The following is a 20,301-nucleotide window of genomic DNA, read 5'->3' on the forward strand; positions in this document are numbered from 1 at the left end:
GTCAGACCAGTCCCGTCATGTAATAGATGGCAATGACGAGGAATACGGCCACCGTCTTGATGACGGTGATGCCGAAAATGTCGCGGTAGGACTGGCGGTGCGTGAGGCCCGTGACGGCCAGCAGGGTGATCACGGCGCCATTGTGCGGCAAGGTATCCATGCCGCCGCTGGCCATGGCCACCACGCGGTGCATGACTTCGAGCGGAATATGCGCCTGCTGCGCGGCCTGGATGAAGCTGTCCGACATGGCCGCCAGCGCGATGCTCATGCCGCCCGAGGCCGAGCCCGTGATGCCGGCCAGGGTCGTGACGGACACGGCCGCGTTGACGAGCGGATCGGGCACGCTGCGCAAGGTGTTGCTGACGGCAAGAAAGCCGGGCAGGGCGGCGATGACGCCGCCGAAACCATACTCGGACGCCGTATTCATGGCCGCCAGCAAGGCGCCGCCCACGGCCGCCTTCGTGCCTTCGGCAAAGGCGGCGCGAATGCGTCCGAAGGCCGTCGCGCAGACGAGCAAAATTCCCAGCAGCAACGCGCCTTCCACGGCCCAGATACCCGTCACGGCGCCGATCGACGTCGACACGGGCGCATGCAAGCCGGGCAGGGCCTCGGCGGTGAGCACGTAGCTGGCGCCGTACCATTGGGGAATCAGCTTGGTCAGCGCAAAGTTGGCCACGCCCACCAGCACCAAAGGCGCCACCGACAGCAGCGGATGGGGCAAGTCGCCCACGCCGGCCGTGGCCTTGTCGGCCTCGGCCCCATAACCTTCGCCCGTCGCCATGACGGAACGGCGGCGCCATTCCAGGAATGCCAGTCCCATGATCACCGTCAGCACGGCGCCGATGGTGCCCAGCCATGGCGCGGCCCAGCCGGTCGTATTGAAGAAGGTGGTGGGGATGATGTTCTGGATCTGCGGCGTGCCCGGTAACGTATCCATGGTGAAGGAAAACGCGCCCAGGGCGATGGCGCCCGGCATCAGCCGCTTGGGGATATTGCTCTGGCGGTACAGTTCGGCCGCAAACGGATAGACGGCAAACACCACCACGAACAGCGACACGCCGCCATAAGTCAACGCCGCGCACACGGCAACGATGACGGCATTCGCGCGCGAGCTGCCGATATAGCGGATGGCGGCCACGACGATGGACTGGGAAAAACCAGACAGCTCGATCAGCTTGCCGAACACGGCGCCAAGCAAAAAGACGGGGAAATACAGCTTGATAAAGCCCACCATCTTTTCCATGAAGATGCCGCTGAAGACGGCCGGCACGGCGGACGGATCGGTGAGCAGCACGGCGCCCAGCGCGGCGACGGGCGCAAACAGGATCACGCTATAGCCGCGGTAGGCGGCCAGCATGAGGAAGGCCAGTGCGGCCAGAACTATCAGGAAAGACATCGGTCAGGCCCTTGCGCGAGAAGTAGTTAAGATATTAATGATGAAATTAATAACATACTTCCTGACAAGCCGCCAACGCGCAGGTCAAGGTGCAAGCAATTCAAGCCGGCGCATGAGGGAAAAAGCTGGTCGGGGTGAGAGGATTCGAACCTCCGGCCTCTGCGTCCCGAACGCAGCGCTCTACCAGGCTGAGCCACACCCCGCTTTTCTTCATTACAGCAGATGGCCGGGCGGGTTTCAAGCGGCTGCATCAATCTCTATTTCTTTTCCTGCTGCGCCTTCTTGATTTCCGCTTCGCTCACTTTTTTCGCTGGCGCATTCGTCGCGGGCGAAGTCGGGGCCTTGCGGGTGGCGTTGGCTTGCGCCATGACGGCGGCGCAGTCCGTGTCCGGAGCCTTGTCGACGTTGACCAGCGGCAGCAAGGCGGCCAGCGGCGTGACGACGGTGGCCAGGGCCACGGCGGCGCCGGCTTTCAGGGCCAGCGGGCCTTTTTGCGGGCCCACGTCCGGGTTCTTGAACGTGCCTTTCGCGTACAGCGGCGTGCGCAGGGTGATGATGCGGGCGCCCTTGGTACGCGGGCGCACGTCGAGGTCCAGGGTTTCGGTGGCCAGGTTGACGTTGCCCGTGACATTCACGACGGCCGTGTCCGTATCGAGCACGAAGCGGCGCACGTCGGCCTGACCATTCGTCACGGCGAAGTCGCTGGCCAGGCAGTTCAGGTGGACTTGCTTGTCGCCAAAGATTTTCACGAAGACGGCGTTGGCCAGGTTCAGGCCCGCCAGTTCCAGCATGAACTGGCTGACGGAACCTTCGCTGACGGTGGCTGCCAGTTCGCCATTCGCGCTGGCCAGCATGGCCGAGACGGAATTACCGTGGCCCGTCAGCGCCGCGTCGCCATACACTTCGCCGAAGCTCGCTTGCATCGATTGCAGCTTGGGAAACAGTTCGCGTATCTTGAGGTGGCGCGCCGCCACCTTGGCTTGCGCGGCGATGGTCTTTTGACGGCCGTCGAGCGTGATATTTGAGGTGATGTTGCCGCCGGCCATGCCGAAATTGAGTGGCGTCAAACTCAGCACCTTGTCTTTCATGCGGATGTTGGCGACGATATCATTGAGCGGGATATCGTGCGTGCGTACCAGTTTCTTGCCCGTGAACTTCACGTCGGCGTCGAGGGCATCCCATTTGGCCGTGTTGAACTGTTCCACGGGCAAGGCTTTATTCTCGGGTTGCACGGGCGCCTTGCCGCGCGCCTGTTTGCGCGCATTGCTGTCGGCGCCGATGGTGGGGCCCAGGTCTTCCAGGCGCAGCTGCTGCGACGTCACTTCGCCGCGCAGCAGGGGCCGCGGCTGGCGCGGCAGGTATTGCAGAGTGCCGGCCAGGTCGCTCTCGCCTACCGTGCCCTTGAAATTCTGATAGGTCCAGTTCCAGCTGGCGCCGTCCTTCTTGCCCAGCAGGCGACCCTTGGTGGCGTAGTCCGGCGTTTCCGGCAGCAGCACGCCCGTCAGCGGGTACAGGTCGGCCATGCTGGCGCCGGCCAGGCTTAGCTTTAAGTCGATACCGGACAGCGAGCGCGGGTCCGTCAAGGTGCCATCGATGCTGGCCTTGTTTTTGCCCAGCACGGCATGCGCCTGCACGGGATAGACGGTGTTGTTGTCGGTCAATGACAGCACGGCGCCCGCCTTGCCGCCGCCCGTCACGGGCGCCTTGCGGTAGGTGCCGCCCAGGGTGAAGGCGATGCCGTATTTTTGTACGGGGACATTGCCTGGCGCGTCGCCCGGCGTGGCGTCGGGCGCCGTCGAGCTGACCTTGGCGTGCACGTCGAGGGCGATGCCCTCGTCCAGATAACGGATGACGCCGTCGCCGAAGGCCATGCGCTGGATTTCCACGTCCCATGCCGAAGGGCCGTTGTCCTTCAGGGTCCAGCTGTTGCTGCCGTCGGCGCGCCGCTGCAGGGCAATGTTGGGAGAGGTCAGCGCCAGGTCCGTCAACACCACGCGATGCTGCAACAGGGGCAGCGGGTGGATGGCCACGTCGATGCGTTTCGCGCTGGCCAGTTGCGGGCCTGCCGTCGCCCAGTCCGGGTTGCTCATGCGCACGTCCTGCGCGCTGATGACGGGGCGCGGCACGTAGCGGCGCCAGCCCGGTTCCGTCTTCAGCCCTTGCTGCCATTTCACCTGCAGATCGCCGCCGATGACGAAGCTGCGGCCCGTGCTTTCCGACACCTTTTCGTTGATGTAGGGGCGGGCGCGGTTCCAGTCGAAGGTCAGCATGAAGATGATGACGATGGCGATGAGGGCGAGCAGGGCGGCCAGGCTCCAGCCGAGGATTTTGAGCGGGGTTGAGCGTGTCATGGTAAGCCGATCGCAATGATTTTTTCATCAAGGTAGACCGATAGGCCATGACAGTCGGTGCGCTGGGTTACGTAAGACACCTCGGCAAGACACCTCGCTTGAAATGATTCAATAATTCGACTATTATTGAAATATGGAAAATGAAAACTCAATCGCGGCGCAAGCCGAGCCACTGACGAGCACGGCCGCCATCGCAGCGCTGGCTGCGCTGGCGCAGGAATCGCGGCTGGCCGTGTTCCGCCTGCTGGTGCAAGCAGGGCCGGAAGGCATGGCTGCGACGAAAATCGCCGAAGCGCTGGCGATTGCGCCATCGTCGCTGTCGTTTCACCTGAAAGAATTGGCGCACGCCAATCTGGTGACGGCGAACAAGGCGGGGCGCTCCATCATTTACGCCGCCAATTATGCGGGCATGAACGGCTTGCTGGCCTTCCTGAGCGAAAACTGCTGTGCTGGCGCGCCTTGCTGCGTCAGCGAACCTACTAACTGAAGGACATCACGACATGACGATCACGATTTATCACAACACGGCGTGCGGCACGTCGCGCAATACCCTGGCCCTGATCCGCAACACGGGCGTCGAACCCGTCATCATCGATTACGTCAAGCACCCGCCTTCGTGCGAGGAACTGGTCGATTTGATCGCGCGCGCGGGTCTGTCCGTGCGCGCCGTCATGCGCGACAAGGGCGCCCTGTATGACGAGCTGGGCCTGGCCAATCCGGACTTGCCCGACGCGGCCCTGCTGGACGCTATGCAAGCCCATCCTATTTTGATCAACCGACCCATCGTCGTCACGGAACTGGGTGTGCGCCTGTGCCGGCCGTCGGAAAAGGTGCTGGAGATCCTGCCGCTGCCGCAGCAAGGGGCATTTGCCAAGGAAGATGGCCAGGCCGTGGTCGGCGCCGACGGCAAGCCGGTGAAATAAAAAAACGGCGCCATTGGCGCCGTTTTGTATTGCATATAGTAAAACGTGATCAGTGATTGCGGTCCACGGCAAACGAGCACAGTTGCAGCATCGATTGCTTATAGACGCTGTCCGGCCAGCCTGCGATGGCGTCGGCGGCGCGCTGGCCGGCGATTTCCGCCTGCTTGCGCGTGTAGTCGAGGGCGCCGCTGCTGGTGATGGCCGTCAGGACGGTATCGAAATGCTGTTCGTCACCTTGCTCTATGCAGCTGCGCACCAGTTCGCGCTGTTCCGGCGTACCGTTTTCCATCAGCCAGATCAGCGGCATCGTTGGTTTGCCTTCGCGCAGGTCGTCGCCCACGTTCTTGCCGATTTCGGCGGCGTCGCCTGCATAGTCGAGCACGTCGTCGATCAGCTGGAAAGCCGTGCCCAGCGAGCGGCCGTATTCGGCTGCCGCTTCGATATCGTCTTCGCTGGCGCCGGCGATCAGGGCGCCCAGTTGCGCCGATGCTTCGAACAGCTTGGCTGTCTTCGAGCGGATGACATTCAAATAGCTTTCTTGCGTCACGTCCGGATCGTGCATGTTCAGCAACTGCAGCACTTCGCCTTCGGCGATCACGTTGGTGGCGTCCGAGAGGATTTGCATGACGCGCATATTATTGAGCGACACCATCAGCTGGAACGAGCGCGAGTGCAGGAAGTCGCCCACCAGCACCGACGCGGCATTGCCGAACAGGGCATTGGCCGTCTGGCGTCCGCGGCGCATCGACGATTCGTCGACGACGTCGTCGTGCAGCAGGGTGGCGGTGTGGATGAATTCGACCACGGCGGCCAGTTCATGATGCGCCGTGCCGCGATAGGCGTGGGCATTGGCCACCAGCAAAATCAGCACGGGACGGATGCGTTTGCCGCCTGCGCTGATGATGTATTCAGCGATCTGGTTGATCAGAATTACATCGGAGTGCAACTTTTGGCGGATCACCGTATTGACTGCGTCCATATCGGCGGCAATCGTTTGCACGATGGTGTTTTGGTTAACGTGTTTGTTAGCGTCAGACAAGGCGAACCTGCATTAGATTGTGGGTGCCGCGATTATACGACAAGGCTTGCGCGTGCGTGACGTTTGCCTATGACTGTAGGGCAATTGATTGATCTTGTTGGCACTGGCGCGCGTTTTGCTGTCCGCCTGGCGCAAGCCTGACATGGTGGTCAGGTTGTCGACATACCACGATCGTCAAGCTTTGTGAATAGTTTTTGACGCAATTTCTCAGTCTGTGTATAATCGCTGGTTCCCCCTGTTGTGCATGGCTTGCTTTTCATGGCAGTGGGACAAATTCTTTCAACATTTGATGAGGTTTCAAATCATGTACGCGGTCATAAAAACCGGTGGCAAACAATACAAAGTTGTCGCTGGCGAAAAACTTAAAGTAGAACAGATACCGGCAGACATTGGTTCCGAAATCACCATCGATCAAGTTCTCGCAGTAGGCGCGGGCGACAGCATCAAGTTTGGTGCTCCATTGGTCGAAGGTGCAACGGTACTGGTTACGGTTGTGGCGCATGGTCGCCATGATAAGGTCAAAATTTTCAAGATGCGTCGTCGTAAGCATTACCAAAAGCATCAAGGCCATCGCCAGAATTTTACCGAAATCCAAATCGTTTCGATCAACGGCTAATCGCCGCTGTTTGACGCAGTTTGTCTACATAATCAGCTATCAAGGAGTCTTAAATGGCACATAAAAAAGGCGGCGGCACAACGCGAAACGGCCGTGATTCAGAATCAAAACGTCTGGGCGTTAAAGTCTACGGCGGCCAAGCTATCAATGCTGGCGGCATCATCATTCGTCAACGCGGCACCCCAGTGCGCGCCGGCGAAGGCGTAGGCATGGGCAAGGACCACACCTTGTTCGCGTTGATCGCGGGCAAAGTGAAGTTCGTTGTCAAAGGTGCTGGCTCGAAGCAATTCGTGACCGTTGTACCTAACGCAGCAGTACCAGCGTAATTCATCGCGGAGCGCCAGTTCGCTCCGCAATGATCGCATGATGTAAGGCGCAAGCCTTCAATCGAAAGGCTCTGCCCAAGGTAGAGCCTTTTTAGTTTTATGGCGGCAAAATTATGAAGTTTATCGACGAAGCAAAAATCGAAGTCATCGCGGGCGATGGCGGCAACGGCTGCGCCTCTTTCTGCCGTGAAAAATTCCGGCCTTTCGGCGGTCCCGATGGCGGCGATGGCGGCAAGGGCGGCACCATTTGGGCAGTCGCCGACCGCAATATCAACACGCTCGTCGATTTCCGCTTCTCCAAAATGCACAAGGCTCGCAATGGCGAGCCTGGCCGTGGCGCAGATTGCTATGGCAAGGGCGCCGATGACATCCACCTGCGCATGCCAGTCGGCACCTTGATCATCGACAACGCGAGCGGCGAAATCCTGGCTGATTTGACCGAACACGGCCAGACCGAAATGCTGGCCAAGGGCGGCGAAGGCGGCTGGGGCAATATCCATTTCAAGTCCTCGACCAACCGCGCACCGCGCCAAAAAGGCGAGGGCAAGGAAGGCGAACGCCGCGAACTGCGCCTGGAACTGAAAGTGCTGGCTGACGTTGGCCTGCTGGGCATGCCGAACGCCGGCAAATCGACCTTCATTTCGGCCGTCTCGAACGCGCGTCCGAAAATTGCCGATTACCCATTTACCACCCTGCACCCGAACTTGGGCGTGGTGCGCGTGTCGCACGAGAAAAGCTTTGTGATCGCCGATATTCCCGGCTTGATCGAAGGCGCTTCCGAAGGCGCGGGCCTGGGCCATCAATTCCTGCGTCACTTGCAGCGCACGGGTCTGCTGTTGCACATCGTCGACCTGGCGCCGTTTGAAACCAACGTCGATCCTGTCAAGGAAGCCAAGGCGCTGGTCAAGGAATTGAAAAAGTACGACGAGTCGCTGGTCGACAAGCCGCGCTGGCTGGTGTTGAACAAGCTCGACATGGTGCCAGAAGAAGAGCGCAAGAAGATCGTCAAGGATTTCCTCAAGCGTTTCGCCTGGAAAGGTCCTGTTTTCGAGATCTCCGCGCTGAACCATCAGGGTTGCCCGGAACTGGTGAATGCGATTTACCAGCATCTGGAAGAGAAGAAACACAGCGAAAGCCGTGCCGAAGAAACGCAGATGACCGAAGAAGCACGCGGTATCTCGTCGATCGACCCGGATGATCCGCGTTTCAAGATCCTCGACTAAGGCTTTATCCTGATGTCGGTACAGATGGTCGCTGCCGCGCCCGCGCGCAAGCAAGCGTGGCAGCGCCGTGTATTGCATCTGATCGCGTATGCTTACGGGCTGAGCGCGGTCGCCTGTCTGCTGTTCGCCGATGACATGGCGGCCGGCATGGGCATCTTCCTCAATGGCGTCAATGGCTACAGCCAGTTCTACGCTACTCATGTCGGTGTCTGGGGCGCTACCGCGCTCCTGGCGCTGTTCGCGGCACGGCAGGGCGAACCGCCTGTCCTCGGCGATATCACTGCAATGTTGGTCCTGGCGCAGCCCGCCGGCCGTCTGTTCGCGGCCATCAGCTTCGGCTTGCCCCAGGGTTTTGTGTTGTTCATGTGCGCAATGGAGCTGACGGCGGGGCTGGCCTTGCTGCTGCTGCGTCCTGCGCGCTGACGTCTATTAAGTGAAGAGCGCCGCCCCATGGATTCCGTGATTCAAAAAGCTACCCGCATCATCATCAAAGTCGGCTCCTCGCTGGTCACCAACGATGGCCGCGGACTCGACCATGCCGCCATCGTGCGCTGGGCCGCGCAGATTTCCGGCTTGCGCGCCCTGGGCAAGGAAGTCGTGCTGGTCAGCTCCGGCGCCATCGCCGAAGGCATGCTGCGCCTCGGTTTCGAGCAACGTCCCACCGATATCCACGAATTGCAGGCCTGTGCCGCCGTCGGCCAGATGGGCCTGGCGCAAATCTACGAAAGCAGTTTCCGCGCCCACAGTCTCGGCACGGCGCAAGTGCTGCTCACGCACGCCGACCTGGCCGACCGCGAACGCTACCTCAATGCCCGCTCCACCCTGACGACTTTGCTGCGCCTGGGCGTGGTGCCGATCATCAATGAAAACGATACCGTCGTCACCGATGAAATCAAGTTCGGCGACAACGATACCCTGGGCGCCCTGGTGGCCAACCTGATCGAAGCCGATGCGCTGGTCATCCTGACGGACCAGCACGGCCTGTTCTCGGCTGATCCGCGCAAGGACCCGAACGCTTATCTGATCACGCAAGGCATCGCTGGCGACCCTGCCCTGGAAGCGATGGCCGGCGGCGCCGGCAGCAGCCTGGGGCGTGGCGGCATGCTGACGAAAATCCTCGCCGCCAAGCGTGCCGCCAAGTCTGGCGCGCACACGATCATCGCCTGGGGCCGCGACAGCGACGTGCTCAGCCGCCTGGCTCAGGGCGAAGCGATCGGCACGGAGTTGCGGGCGCAAACGGGGCAATTGACGGCGCGCAAGCAGTGGATGGCCGATCATCTGCATACGGCTGGCGCCGTCGTGCTCGATGCGGGCGCCGTGCAAAAGCTGCGCCAGGAAGGCAAATCATTGTTGCCGATCGGCGTGACGGGCGTGAATGGCGAGTTCGGCCGCGGCGCCGTCATCACCTGCGTCGACGCAGACGGCGCGCCCGTGGCGCGCGGCCTGTCGAACTACACGAGCGGCGAAGCGCGCCGCATCATGCGCAAGCCGTCCACCGAGATCGAGGCGATTCTCGGCTACATGGAAGGCCACGAGCTGATCCACCGCGATAATATGGTGTTGCTGTAGGTCGGATTAGCGGAGCGTAATCCGACAACATTGTTGCCGCGTCCTGTCGGATTACGCGCGTAGCGCTAATCCGACCTACCACGCAACGACATCGGCCCATTCGGGCCGTTTTTCTTTGCTTACACCACGGCCGGCATCGGCGACTTGTCCTTGTAATCGCACAGGTCGGCGATCATGCAGTTCCAGCACTGCGGCTTGCGCGCCGTGCACGTGTAGCGGCCGTGCAGGATCAGCCAGTGGTGGGCGTCGTGCAGGAATTCCTTGGGCACGAATTTGAGCAGCTTTTGCTCGACGATATCGACATTCTTGCCTGGCGCGATGCCGGTGCGGTTCGAAACGCGGAAGATATGCGTGTCGACGGCCATCGTCGGTTCGCCAAACGCCGTGTTCATGACCACGTTTGCCGTCTTGCGACCCACGCCGGGCAAGGCTTCCAGCGAGGCGCGGTCGCGCGGCACTTCGCCGCCGTGCTGCTCGAGCAGGATCTGGCAGGTGGCGATGACGTTCTTCGCCTTGGTGCGGAATAGGCCGATGGTGCGGATATAGCTGGCCAGCTCGTCGACGCCGAGCGCCAGTATCTTGGCAGGCGTATTGGCGACCGGATACAGCAAGCGGGTCGCCTTGTTGACGGACACGTCGGTTGCCTGCGCCGACAGCAGCACGGCGATCAGCAGTTCGAACGGCGTCGTGTATTCGAGTTCCGTTTTCGGGGATGGATTGGCGGCGCGGAAGCGCGTAAAGATTTCCAGGCGTTTGGCGGCGTTCATGCGTCTTTTTGGGGCGTGTTGGGGGCTGGCGGGGCGGTGTCCTGGCTGGCGGCAGCGGCCTTGGCGCGCGCGCGCTCCATGGCGGCGGCGATGATGGCGCGCTTGCGCTCCTTCTCTGCCTGCTCATCTGGCGTGGCGGGTACTTCCTGCGTTACTTCCTGCATCTTGGCGACGGCCTTGGCGGCCAGGCGCGCGTCGTTGGCCTCGGCTTCGCGGCGCAGGCGCTGCGTGCGGAAATCGTGGCGCGCGCGCGCGTCGTCCGCTTCGGCCTGGCTCCAGGCATCCCAGCCCGTCGCGTCGCCGCTGACCGGGTACATGACGATGCAGTCGACGGGGCAGGGCGCCACGCACAGGTCGCAGCCCGTGCACAGGCTGGTGACCACCGTATGCATCTGCTTGGCGGCGCCGACGATGGCGTCCACGGGACAGGCCTGGATGCACAGGGTACAGCCGATACACAGCGATTCGTCGATATAGGCGACAGATCGCGGACGTTCGAGGCCGTTGACGGGATTGAGCGGAATGACTTTTTTGCCCAGCAAGCCGGCCAGGCGCGCGATGCCTTGCGCGCCGCCCGGTGGGCACTGGTTGATGTCGGCGCTGCCGGCGGCTATCGCTTCCGCATACGGGCGGCAGCCGTTGTAGCCGCATTTCGTGCATTGCGTTTGCGGCAGCAAGTCTTCGATCTGGTCGGCAAGTGAGGGAGAGGCGGGATGCGGCACGGTCATCTTCGATACGGTAAAACGCCATTATCGGCCATCTGGGGCGCGCACAAGTAAAAACCTGTTTTACAAGAGGGGATAAGGTGCGCCAAGGCGGGCTGTTGCAGGCGCGCCGCAATCGTATTTTATTTCCAATGGGAATGTCAAAGTGCAAATAAACAACTTTGCAATTTCTTTTTTTTGTGGGAGCATGATTTTATCAAGTTAGTTATCAAAAGCCGACCGCCAGTCCTGTTGCCGCACCTGCATTGCAATGCGCGCCAGGCCATAGGAGCCAAACATGCGTTTCCTCCGGACAGTTGGTTTGCCCTTCTGTTTGTTCATGCACTCTGCGTTTGCCCTCGGGCACGGGCAGACGGCTACTCCCATGGCGGCGCCGGGCGCTGCCAGCTCGCGCATCGTCCGCTTCGCGGCGGAAGACTGGCCGCCCTTCATTACCCGCAGCCTGCCTGCCGACGGCATGTCGGGCGCCATGGTCAGCGCCGTCTTCGAGCGCCTCGGCTATACGGCCAAGTATGAATATTTTCCCTGGAAGCGCGCCATGCAATTCGGCCTGGGCAGTCCTCGCTACGCCGGGTTGCTGGCCGTTTGGCGCACGCCGGAACGGGAAAAAATCTGCCACTTTTCTGTGCCGGTTGGCAATACACAGGGCGTGCTGGCCTACCTGAAGGAGGATGGCGTGCCCGGCGCCACCCTGGCCGATCTGGGCAAGTTGCGCATCGGTACCGTGGCTGGCTATTCGAATGGGGAACAATTCGATGGCATGGTGGCGCGCGGCGAGCTGAAGACGGAAGAGGGCTTGAACGACGCGACGAATCTGAAAAAATTGTTGATCAAGCGTTACCGCGTGATCGTCATCGAGCGCCATGTCCTGCAGCACTTGCTGATGGGACGCAACTTCAGCAAGGCCGAACGGGAACGCATCGCCATCATCGATACCGTCTTCAAGGAGCGCCCCGTCTACGTGTGCTTCCAGCGCGATGCCGAAGGTGCGGTACGGCAAAAGCGCTTCAACGAGGCGGCGCGCGATATCGACACGGCCCGGCTGGAACGCGATTACTGGAAGCGGCTCGACCAGAGCCTGGCCACGGCCCCATCCTCTCCCTGACGTGCGGCATCGCTGTTGCACGTTGCCAAAACGAAATATCTAAATACGAAACCATTCGTTCTTGTTTGTTTGTCCATCCTTTAGTCTGCAGCCACTGTGTTGACGACTTTGAGAGGATGTTTTCGTATGCTGGAATTGATTGACAAGCAAGACCCTGCCCCGTGCTTGCGGCAGCTGGCGCACGCCATCTCGGCGGCCGTGCTCGTGCTGGGAGCGCCTGGCGTGGCGCATGCGCAAGCTCCGCTCGACACCGTCATCGTCACGGGTGCGCGCGGCACGGGGCGCACGGTGGCCAACAGCGCCGCGCCGGTCGACGTGATCAGCGCGCAGCAATTGCAGGCGACGGGCAAATTGAACCTGCTCGACGCGCTGGACACGGCCTTGCCATCGTTTAACTTGCCGGCCCGCGTGCAGCCTGACCTGGGCAGCATCGTGCGCGCGGGGCAGTTGCGCAACCTCGACCCCGCGCATACCCTGGTATTGGTCAACGGCAAGCGCCGCCATACGACAGCCATCGTCAATGAGGATGGTTTTCCCGGTTCCGTCGCCACCGACCTGGCCCTGATTCCCACGGGCGCCATTGCCCGCGTGGAAATCCTGCGCGACGGCGCCTCCGCCATCTACGGTTCCGACGCCATCGCCGGCGTCATCAACATCATCCTGAAGGCGGATGACAAAGGCAGCTTCAGCACGCAGCTCGGCTCCACCTACGAGGGCGACGGCACGAACGGTTCCGTGCGCATCGACGGCGGCACGCGCCTGGGCGAACACGGCTTTGCCCACTTCGGCGCCGAAGTCCAGCGCCAGGGCATCGCCGTGCGCAATTTTGCACTCAATCCCGGCTATCTGTCGTATCCGGCCGTGCGCAACAGCGATGGTCAGCTGGTGAAATTGGGACCGAACAACAGCTTGCCGGTCGGCGCTTCGCCAAACCCGGCCGAAGCAAGTCGCAACAGCAATCCCTGGCGCAATACGGGCGTGCCGCAAAGCACGACCGCTTCGCTTAGCGCCAACCTCGGTTACGACGTGTCGAACGAAGTGCAACTGTACGGTTTCGGCACGTATGCGCACCGCAATGCCCGCTCGGCGCAGAATTTCCGCCTGCCCAATACCATTTTCAATAACAACAAAGGCTTGCTGGCCGTGTATCCGGACGGCTTCACGCCGTATGAAACGACGAGCGAAAACGACTTTTCGCTGACGGGCGGCGTCAAGGGCGAGACGGCTGGCTGGTCCTGGGACCTAAGCACGACCTATGGCCGCGACGATATCGACGTGGGCGTGGAGCACTCTGCCAATTACTCGCTGACCTATCCGGGTGGCAAGACGGATTTTGACATCGGCAATCAGCGCTACAGCCGCTCGACCACCAACGCCGACGTGCGCCGTCCCGTGCAGCTGGGCTTGAGCGAGCCGGTGGACCTGAGCCTGGGCCTCGAGTATTCGCATGAAACGCAGCAGCGCAGCCCTGGCGAACCCGCTTCCTGGCAGGGCAGCGGCTCGTCGGCGCTGGCCGGTTACCTGCCCGTCGATGCGTCCGACACGGCGCGCCACAGCTATGCCGCGTACATCGGCCTGGGCGCCAAACTGACGCCGCAATGGCTGCTCGACACGGCCCTACGCGCCGAGAAATATTCCGATTTTGGCAGCAAGACGACGGGGCGTCTGTCCGCCCGTTATGACGTCACGCCCACGGTGGCCGTGCGCGGCACCGTCAGCAACGGTTTCCACGCGCCCAGCCTGGTGACGCAATCGTATTCGAACACGTCCGACCACGCGGGCGTGCCCTATACCCTGGCGCAGCCCAATTCGCTTGCCGCGCGGGCCTTGGGTGCGCAAGCATTAAAACCGGAAAAATCGACGAATCTGTCGGCCGGGTTGACCTTCAACCCCACGCCCACCCTGCGCCTGGCCGTTGACGCGTATCAAATCAAGGTCAGCGACCGCCTGGGCGTGTCGTCGAACATCGGCATTGACCGCAGCTCGGGCGTGGCGCTCGACGGCAGCGGCCGGCCCTTGACGGCGGCGCAAGCGACTGCCATTGAAAACCTGCTGCGTTCGGCGGAGCTGACGGTCGGCAATGGCCTCGTCGCGCATTACTTTGCCAACGTGGGCGACACGCGCACGCGCGGCCTCGATTTCACGGCCGAAGATGTCTTGCGCGTGGCCGATGGCAAGCTGCGCTGGACGGCGGCCGCGAATATCAACCACACGAGCCTGGTGGGCAAGGCGGCGCTGCCGGCTGTGTTGCAAGGCTTGCCGAACATCGGCACCCTGAGCAAGTCGGCCGAGTACGACTTGCTGTACCGGGCGCCGCGCGACAAGGAGATCGTCACCGTGGCGTATGAAAAAGCCGGCTGGACATTCAACCTGCGAGAGACGCGTTACGGCAAGCTCAAGCGCCTGAACACCATCACGGGTGGCGATTACCAGCTGAAGGCCGCCTTCGTGACGGATATCAGCCTCGGTTACGACATCAGCAAGCGCATCAACGTGACGGTGGGCGCCAACAATGTCTTCGACCAGAAACCGAGCCAGGTGCCGCGCGAGGCGCGTAGCGCCGCGAATCTGGCGCAGTACACGGGCGCCTACGATAACTCGGGACCGCTTGGCGTGCTTGGCGGTTATTACTACGCCCGCGCCACCGTTCACTTTTGATCTGCCTTCTCTCTCCATACCTATCATCAAGAACAGGAATTGACATGTCTGACAACACTCAACACGCGGCCATCGATCTGGAATGGGCCAACCTCCTCTCGCCGCAGCGCCGCACGGTCTTGCGCGGCGGCGGCCTGGTGGCGGCGCTGGCCGCTTCGGGGCTGGCGGGGACGGCCCTGGCGCAAGATGGCGCCGTCAAGCGTGCCAAACCAGCACCCGGCAAGAGTCCATGGGGCGAGCATACGGACACGGCGCCCACGCCGCGCCCCGTCAGCGTGCGGCCCGGCGAGGAAACCTTGCCGTCGACACCGCGCGCCTACACGGATATCGAGAGCTATCACGCGCATATCTATTTTGACGAAGACAGTTACCAGAAGGCGGCGCTGATACGCAAGTGGGCGGCCGAACGCTTCCAGATCGAACTGGGCGACTGGAACCTGGAGCCGCGCGGCCCGCATGTGACGCCGTCGTTTTATTTTGGCTTTACGAATGACTTGCTGCCGGTGATCGTGCCGTGGCTGCAGCTCAACAGCCTGGGCCTGACCATACTGATCCATCCGAACACGGAAGATCCGCGCGCCGACCATCTGTATTACGCGCTGTGGGTGAACCGTTCGCAACCCGTGAATGGCTATGCGATGAAGAAGCCGGGGCCGGGCGAGCCGCGGGTCGAGCAGATCTTTGTCAATACGCGCCCGACGGTGAAAATCGAAATGTCGCGCGCATGAGCTGGGCATAAAAAAACGCCACGCCGGTGTGAACAGGCGTGGCGTTCTGGGTGGTGCTATCCGGATCAGGAATGCTTCTGGATGAATTCACCGATTTTCGGGCAAATGATTTCGCGCCATCGGCGGCCCGAGAAGATGCCGTAGTGGCCGCATTTCGGCGCCACGAAGTCTTGCTGCATCTCGGCAGGAATGCCGGAGCATAAATCATGCGCCGCCTGCGTCTGGCCGGCGCCGGAAATGTCGTCCAGTTCGCCTTCTACCGTGAACAGCGCCACGTTCGTGATGTCTTGCGGACGCACCAGCTGGCCGCCCACTTTCCACGTGCCCATCGGCAGGCTGAATTCCTGGAAAACCGTTTTAATGGTTTCCAGGTAGTACTCGGCCGGCATGTCCAGCACGGCGTTGTACTCGTTGTAGAACTGGCGATGGCCTTCCGCCGGCTCGTCGTCGCCCGTCACCAGGTGCATGTAGAACTCGCGGTGGCTTTGCGCGTGGCGGCCCGGGTTCATGGCGATGAAGCCGGCGTGCTGCAGGAAGCCCGGATACACCTTGCGGCCAAAGCCCGGATAGTTCGGCGGCACCGCGTAGATCACGGTGTTTTCAAACCACGAGAATTTCTTTTCCGTCGCCAGGTTGTTCACTTGCGTGGGCGAGCGGCGCGGGTCGATCGGACCGCCCATCATCGTCATGGTTTTCGGCATGTGCGGATCTTTTGCCGTCGCCATCAGCGAGATGGCGGCCAGCACGGGCACGGTCGGTTGACAGACAGAAATCACGTGCAAGTCAGGCGCCAGCAGGCGGATGAATTCCTGCACATAATAAATGTAGTCGTCCAGGTGGAACGGGCCTTCCGTCAGCGGTACCATGCGCGCGTCCGTCCAGTCGGTGATGTAGACATCGTGCTCGGCCAGCAAGCCGCGCACGGTGTCGCGCAGCAGGGTCGAGTGGTGACCGGACAGGGGGGCAACCAGCAAAACTTTGGGCTGTTGCAAACCAGTGGTTTCTTTTTTGAAGTGAATCAGGCGGCAAAACGGTTTTGTCACGACAACGTGTTCGCGGATGTCGACGCTCTCGCCTTTGACGAGAACGGATTGGATGTCGAATTGCGGTTTTTCGTAGTCTTTGCCAAGGCGGTACATCAGCTCGTAGCCGGCTGCGATGCGTTGCGAAAACGGGGTGTGGGCCAGTGGAGAAACCGGGTTGGTAAATAACTTGGAGGACATGTCTGCCCATTGCATCACCGGAGTGAGGAAAGAGCGTTGCAGTTCGTGCAGTTGGTAAAGCATATAGAGTCCTTGTTTAATTCCAAGCGCCAATATCGGCTCAAATATCATAATCCAATTTTACGATATTTGTTGAGGACAAAATGTGCTTTACCGCGCATAGATCCACAGTTTGCGCATAGTTGTGACAGCGCGCCACACTTGCATGGATAGACCTGCAACCATGCTTTAAAAGCAAAAAAAGCAGCGTTTCCGCTGCTTTTTGTCTGTTTTTTGCTGCCACGCTCCTGCGGGAAATAGTCTCCCGGCAGGAACGGCCGCCGTGCTGACGTGCGCTTAGCGCACCAGCATGTCGAGCTTGTCCTTGACGTCCTTGTATTGCTCGGCTTCCGGCAAGGCTGCCTTCGTCTTGGTGATCGAAGGCCAGTTACGGGCCAGATCGACGTTGATCTTGATGAAGGCTTGCTGGTCGCCCGGCACGTCTTCTTCCGCGAAAATCGCGTTCACCGGGCACTCTGCCACGCAGACGGCGCAGTCAATACATTCGTCCGGATCGATCGCCAGGAAGTTCGGGCCTTCCCGGAAACAATCTACCGGGCAGACATCGACGCAGTCGGTATAGCGACAGGCGATGCAGGATTCGGTGACAACGTGGGTCATAACAGTCCTATCAATTTGGGGGAGGTGCTGTAGCGCCTGCAGGAACGTCGGCGGCGCATACTAAAGCAAAGCATTGTATTTTAAGGCAATTCGCTATTTCTCACAAATCCCGCTTATATACAATACATATAAGCAAATTCATTTTTTGGCAGTGCCGTTGCCGCGCAGAGTGGGCAATTCAGCGACTATCCGGGACGTTGCCATGAAGAACGCGGCAAGAAAGCGACAGTCGCCCGATGCGGCAGGGTGCGGGGCGGGTCGCATGCTGGCTTGCCGTGTGGTGTTTTTGTTTTACCCAAATCAAGATCGGCACACAATACGTGCCGAAACGATCAGGCACTGGCGCGTATTTGCGTCAGCAATTGCTGCCAACGTGCATTTTCGGCACTGCCATCCTCGGCAAACGTGATGGTGCGGCGCGCGGCGGGTGCGTCGACGGTGATCTGCCACCGGGGAATATCGGCGCCCACCTGTTCGGCCGTGGCCTGCGGCTGCGTGAAAAAGCCGCTGCTGGCCAGTGCCGCTTCCAGACCGGGGCCAGCCGGATGGGCTTGCGTATCGATCTCATACTGTTCGCTCAGGCCGGCAAAGCCGCCGCTGCTGCGGGCTGAAATTTTCATGCTGTTCCTTGCTGTGGGTGGTGGTGGGACGCGCCACAGCCTGCCGCTGTTCCGGCTGGCTTGACGCGGGCGCGCTGGTGCGCAGTGCTATTTATCGGGGACTGTAATCGCGGCACCATGCGGCCAGCGCTTCGCGCTCCGCTTCGAGCAATTGATCCGACTCGCTGTATTCCGCATGGTTCATGGTACCGCAGCAGGCACGCCTGTCTTGCACGGCGTTGTCGTCGTCGACGATATCGGGTGCAAAGGTCATTTGCCCATCCTCCGTCATGGCATTGGCTTTCAATACTTCGCGCACGGTAAAGCTGTTGCGGATGAAGTCCAGGTAGGCGCCATTGCCATCGGCCTGGGCGATCGTCAGCATGTGGCCGGCCACGTCGGCATAGGTGGCGGCCTGGTCGGGCGAGGCTACCAGGGCGCGCAGGACCAGGCTGCGCAGGTAGTCGCCGCAGCGGTGCAGCACAGCCGCATCGTCTTCCAGCTGGGGCTGACGTTCGTGGGCAAAGATGTCGGCCAGGATGTCGTAGATGGCGCCCGTAAACACTTGCGAGATGGCGTGCACTTCCGTGCCCGCTTCCGACAATTTGATGTCGTTGTCCGCATTGCGCAAGCCGTTGGGCCGGCCCAGGGCCAGGCCAAACTGCTCGGCTAGGTCGGCCAGGAAGGTCTTGTCGTGCAGGTCGGATTTCGTTTGCGCGATCACCGCTTCCACCTGGTCCAGCTGCGACAGGGCCAGGAAGATGGCCGTCAGGTCGCCGAACGATTCGTGCAAGCCGCCCGTTTGCGGCGGGTTGTTGCTGAGCAGCCAGTTGGGCTTGAGGCCATCGAGCACGGCGTGCCCCGTTTCATGCGAGACGATGTCGAGCGAGCGGCAGGTGTAGACGCGCTCGGTGGCGCCGCTGGGGATGAAGTCGCCGAACTTGAGCGCCTTGTCGCTGCGGCTGTAATAGGCATTCATGACATTGGGCAAGCCGTGCGGGAACACGCGCAGCGGGGCCGTATTGCTGGCGCTGTTCCATTGCCAGGGCAGCGGCGGCGCCGTGTCGTTGCTGGCCAGCGCGCGCTGGTACATGGTCAATGTCATGCGCACGATGGCAAACGTGTGCACGGCGTCGAACTGGTCGGTGTTGGGCGAGACGATGAAGTCGCCGAAGGCATTCGGGCTGACCTGCGCGATGCCCGGTTCGCCAAACGTGATGCGCGCGTCGCGCGGGCCTTGCAGGATCAGGCCGGGCAAAAAGCTCTTGCGCGTGCCCAGTTCGCTGACGGACGGGTCTTGCTTCCAGATCAGCACGCGCGAACCGACCGGTACGGCGGCCACGTTGCGCACCGTGGCCTCGGTCAGGCGGGGCGGACCCGGCTGCAGGGTCAGTTGCGCATTCTTGCGGTGCAATCGGTACGGCGCCGAGGGGGTAGGGACATAGCCGACGGGCAGGGACACGCATTTGGTCAGTACGGCTTCGACCGGCACGATGACTTTCTGGTCCATGGTGGTTCTCCAAGACGCGCAGCTGGAACAGGAATAGTCGTCCCGCTTCCGCGTGCCCGGTTTGATCCGGCGCAAGCGATGGGCGGGAAGGGCGGGCTTTTTTAGCCGTCCGGCGCCGGCTGCGGCCGTGCCCGCCGCATGGCGGCTGGTATGATACTGGCCGTATGGCACCCGTTTTTATAATAAAAGGATCGTTTGATGGCGGATATAAATATAGTTCAGCAACATAAGCTGACAGCAGCAAAGGCGCGCGAAGCGGCGCAGCAAGTGGCCGACAAGCTGGCCCAGGAATATGATCTGGCGTGCGCCTGGGATGGCGATGTGCTGCGCTTCGAGCGCAGCGGCGTCGATGGTTCGCTGACCCTGGAAAAAGAGCAGGCGCAACTGCAAATCAAGCTGGGCTTCATGCTCAGCGCCTTCGCTTCCACGATTGAAGGCAAGATTGCCGAGAAGATGCGCAAGGTGTTTACCGAGCCAGCTTGATCCGCTTGTCTGGCGCTCCATTTGGTGGTAAAAAATGAAGCTGCGGCGGAAGGCGAAAAGACGGCGAAAACACGTCGCTTTTCGCCTTTTTGACGTCTGACTGTACGCTAGCGAACATTGCTAGCACATTTCTATTTGGAAAGCCATTGGACTTTGCTGGCTTTTTGCGTTATACTTGAGTCATATTTACAACAGCTACACCGCGTTTCACCTTCTGCTTCGCAGTACTCTCCACTCGCTCAGTGGTGAATAATTCTTCGGGTTTTACACCCGCATCCAGTTAAAAGTAGCTTGGTCGATTTTTTTTCGGTCAAATACATTTGGTGCCATGTATTTGCATGGCGCTAGCGTTGTTAAAAGTCCTGAACCACAGCCTCTTTTAGCACGCACACGGCACCCC

20 protein-coding genes and 1 tRNA gene are annotated in these 20,301 nt (G+C 60.9%); 11 read left to right on the forward strand and 10 right to left on the reverse strand.

Going from position 1 to position 20,301, the window contains the following annotated elements; genetic code table 11:
• Window position 1 precedes the first annotated feature (1 nt).
• From ASN89_RS09975 to ASN89_RS09985, 3 genes are all read right to left on the reverse strand, one after another.
• On the reverse strand, window positions 2-1,396 hold the full coding sequence (locus ASN89_RS09975; RefSeq protein WP_058049165.1) for a GntP family permease: 1,395 nt from the start codon (window positions 1,394-1,396) through the stop codon (window positions 2-4).
• 126 nt (window positions 1,397-1,522) lie between these two features.
• Window positions 1,523-1,599: transfer RNA gene (locus tag ASN89_RS09980), tRNA-Pro, on the reverse strand.
• Between the two features lie 54 nt (window positions 1,600-1,653).
• Window positions 1,654-3,747 (reverse strand): AsmA family protein, encoded by a 2,094-nt coding sequence (locus ASN89_RS09985; RefSeq protein WP_058049166.1) that lies wholly within the window; start codon window positions 3,745-3,747, stop codon window positions 1,654-1,656.
• A 133-nt stretch (window positions 3,748-3,880) separates the two neighbouring features.
• Between ASN89_RS09985 and ASN89_RS09990 the strand changes: the two genes are divergently transcribed.
• A complete protein-coding gene (locus tag ASN89_RS09990) occupies window positions 3,881-4,234 on the forward strand; it encodes an ArsR/SmtB family transcription factor (RefSeq protein WP_200969012.1) in 354 nt (117 codons plus the stop codon).
• A gap of 13 nt (window positions 4,235-4,247) precedes the next feature.
• A complete protein-coding gene (arsC, locus tag ASN89_RS09995; RefSeq protein WP_058049167.1) occupies window positions 4,248-4,670 on the forward strand; it encodes an arsenate reductase (glutaredoxin) in 423 nt (140 codons plus the stop codon).
• 49 nt (window positions 4,671-4,719) lie between these two features.
• Here arsC and ispB read toward each other — a convergent pair whose 3' ends face one another.
• Window positions 4,720-5,709 (reverse strand): octaprenyl diphosphate synthase, encoded by a 990-nt coding sequence (gene ispB, locus ASN89_RS10000; protein ID WP_034754644.1) that lies wholly within the window; start codon window positions 5,707-5,709, stop codon window positions 4,720-4,722.
• 304 nt (window positions 5,710-6,013) lie between these two features.
• Between ispB and rplU the strand changes: the two genes are divergently transcribed.
• From rplU to proB, 5 genes are all read left to right on the forward strand, one after another.
• Window positions 6,014-6,325 carry a 50S ribosomal protein L21 gene (gene rplU / locus ASN89_RS28140; RefSeq protein WP_034754730.1) on the forward strand — a complete coding sequence of 104 codons (312 nt, stop codon included), beginning with the start codon at window positions 6,014-6,016 and terminating at the stop codon, window positions 6,323-6,325.
• Between the two features lie 53 nt (window positions 6,326-6,378).
• On the forward strand, window positions 6,379-6,651 hold the full coding sequence (gene rpmA / locus ASN89_RS28145) for a 50S ribosomal protein L27 (protein ID WP_010395157.1): 273 nt from the start codon (window positions 6,379-6,381) through the stop codon (window positions 6,649-6,651).
• Window positions 6,652-6,764: 113 nt separating this feature from the next.
• Window positions 6,765-7,874, forward strand: a complete 1,110-nt coding sequence (gene obgE / locus ASN89_RS10015; protein WP_034754647.1) for a GTPase ObgE — start codon at window positions 6,765-6,767, stop codon at window positions 7,872-7,874.
• A 12-nt stretch (window positions 7,875-7,886) separates the two neighbouring features.
• A complete protein-coding gene (locus tag ASN89_RS10020) occupies window positions 7,887-8,297 on the forward strand; it encodes a hypothetical protein (protein ID WP_046685446.1) in 411 nt (136 codons plus the stop codon).
• A gap of 27 nt (window positions 8,298-8,324) precedes the next feature.
• Window positions 8,325-9,443, forward strand: a complete 1,119-nt coding sequence (gene proB, locus ASN89_RS10025; protein ID WP_058049169.1) for a glutamate 5-kinase — start codon at window positions 8,325-8,327, stop codon at window positions 9,441-9,443.
• Between the two features lie 119 nt (window positions 9,444-9,562).
• Here proB and nth read toward each other — a convergent pair whose 3' ends face one another.
• Together nth and rsxB are read right to left on the reverse strand one after the other, a co-directional pair.
• Window positions 9,563-10,210, reverse strand: coding sequence for an endonuclease III (gene nth, locus ASN89_RS10030; protein ID WP_035825095.1), 648 nt, complete (start codon window positions 10,208-10,210; stop codon window positions 9,563-9,565).
• Window positions 10,207-10,938 (reverse strand): electron transport complex subunit RsxB, encoded by a 732-nt coding sequence (gene rsxB / locus ASN89_RS10035; protein ID WP_058049170.1) that lies wholly within the window; start codon window positions 10,936-10,938, stop codon window positions 10,207-10,209. The genes nth and rsxB overlap by 4 nt, the downstream gene beginning before the upstream one ends.
• 361 nt (window positions 10,939-11,299) lie before the next feature.
• Here rsxB and ASN89_RS10040 point away from each other — a divergent pair, with 361 nt between their 5' ends.
• From ASN89_RS10040 to ASN89_RS10050, 3 genes are all read left to right on the forward strand, one after another.
• Window positions 11,300-12,040 carry a substrate-binding periplasmic protein gene (locus tag ASN89_RS10040; RefSeq protein ID WP_058049171.1) on the forward strand — a complete coding sequence of 247 codons (741 nt, stop codon included), beginning with the start codon at window positions 11,300-11,302 and terminating at the stop codon, window positions 12,038-12,040.
• A gap of 126 nt (window positions 12,041-12,166) precedes the next feature.
• Window positions 12,167-14,698 (forward strand): TonB-dependent receptor plug domain-containing protein, encoded by a 2,532-nt coding sequence (locus ASN89_RS10045; protein WP_058049172.1) that lies wholly within the window; start codon window positions 12,167-12,169, stop codon window positions 14,696-14,698.
• A 44-nt stretch (window positions 14,699-14,742) separates the two neighbouring features.
• Complete coding sequence (locus ASN89_RS10050) at window positions 14,743-15,426, forward strand: DOPA 4,5-dioxygenase family protein (RefSeq protein WP_058049173.1); 684 nt, start codon at window positions 14,743-14,745, stop codon at window positions 15,424-15,426.
• A gap of 65 nt (window positions 15,427-15,491) precedes the next feature.
• Here ASN89_RS10050 and ASN89_RS10055 read toward each other — a convergent pair whose 3' ends face one another.
• The 4 genes from ASN89_RS10055 to ASN89_RS10070 form a co-directional block, all read right to left on the reverse strand.
• A complete protein-coding gene (locus tag ASN89_RS10055) occupies window positions 15,492-16,712 on the reverse strand; it encodes a polyhydroxyalkanoate depolymerase (RefSeq protein WP_046685439.1) in 1,221 nt (406 codons plus the stop codon).
• A 273-nt stretch (window positions 16,713-16,985) separates the two neighbouring features.
• Window positions 16,986-17,309 (reverse strand): ferredoxin FdxA, encoded by a 324-nt coding sequence (gene fdxA, locus ASN89_RS10060; RefSeq protein WP_010395176.1) that lies wholly within the window; start codon window positions 17,307-17,309, stop codon window positions 16,986-16,988.
• Window positions 17,310-17,641: 332 nt separating this feature from the next.
• Window positions 17,642-17,929 carry a protealysin inhibitor emfourin gene (locus ASN89_RS10065; protein WP_058049174.1) on the reverse strand — a complete coding sequence of 96 codons (288 nt, stop codon included), beginning with the start codon at window positions 17,927-17,929 and terminating at the stop codon, window positions 17,642-17,644.
• A 91-nt stretch (window positions 17,930-18,020) separates the two neighbouring features.
• Window positions 18,021-19,418, reverse strand: coding sequence for a hypothetical protein (locus tag ASN89_RS10070; RefSeq protein WP_058049175.1), 1,398 nt, complete (start codon window positions 19,416-19,418; stop codon window positions 18,021-18,023).
• A 198-nt stretch (window positions 19,419-19,616) separates the two neighbouring features.
• On the opposite strand from ASN89_RS10070, the gene ASN89_RS10075 reads away from it, so the two are divergent.
• A complete protein-coding gene (locus ASN89_RS10075; protein ID WP_034760280.1) occupies window positions 19,617-19,901 on the forward strand; it encodes a polyhydroxyalkanoic acid system family protein in 285 nt (94 codons plus the stop codon).
• Window positions 19,902-20,301 lie beyond the last annotated feature (400 nt).

The sequence above is a fragment of the Janthinobacterium sp. Ant5-2-1 genome (genome assembly GCF_001445815.1).
In the GTDB taxonomy this organism is placed as follows: domain Bacteria; phylum Pseudomonadota; class Gammaproteobacteria; order Burkholderiales; family Burkholderiaceae_D; genus Janthinobacterium; species Janthinobacterium lividum_E.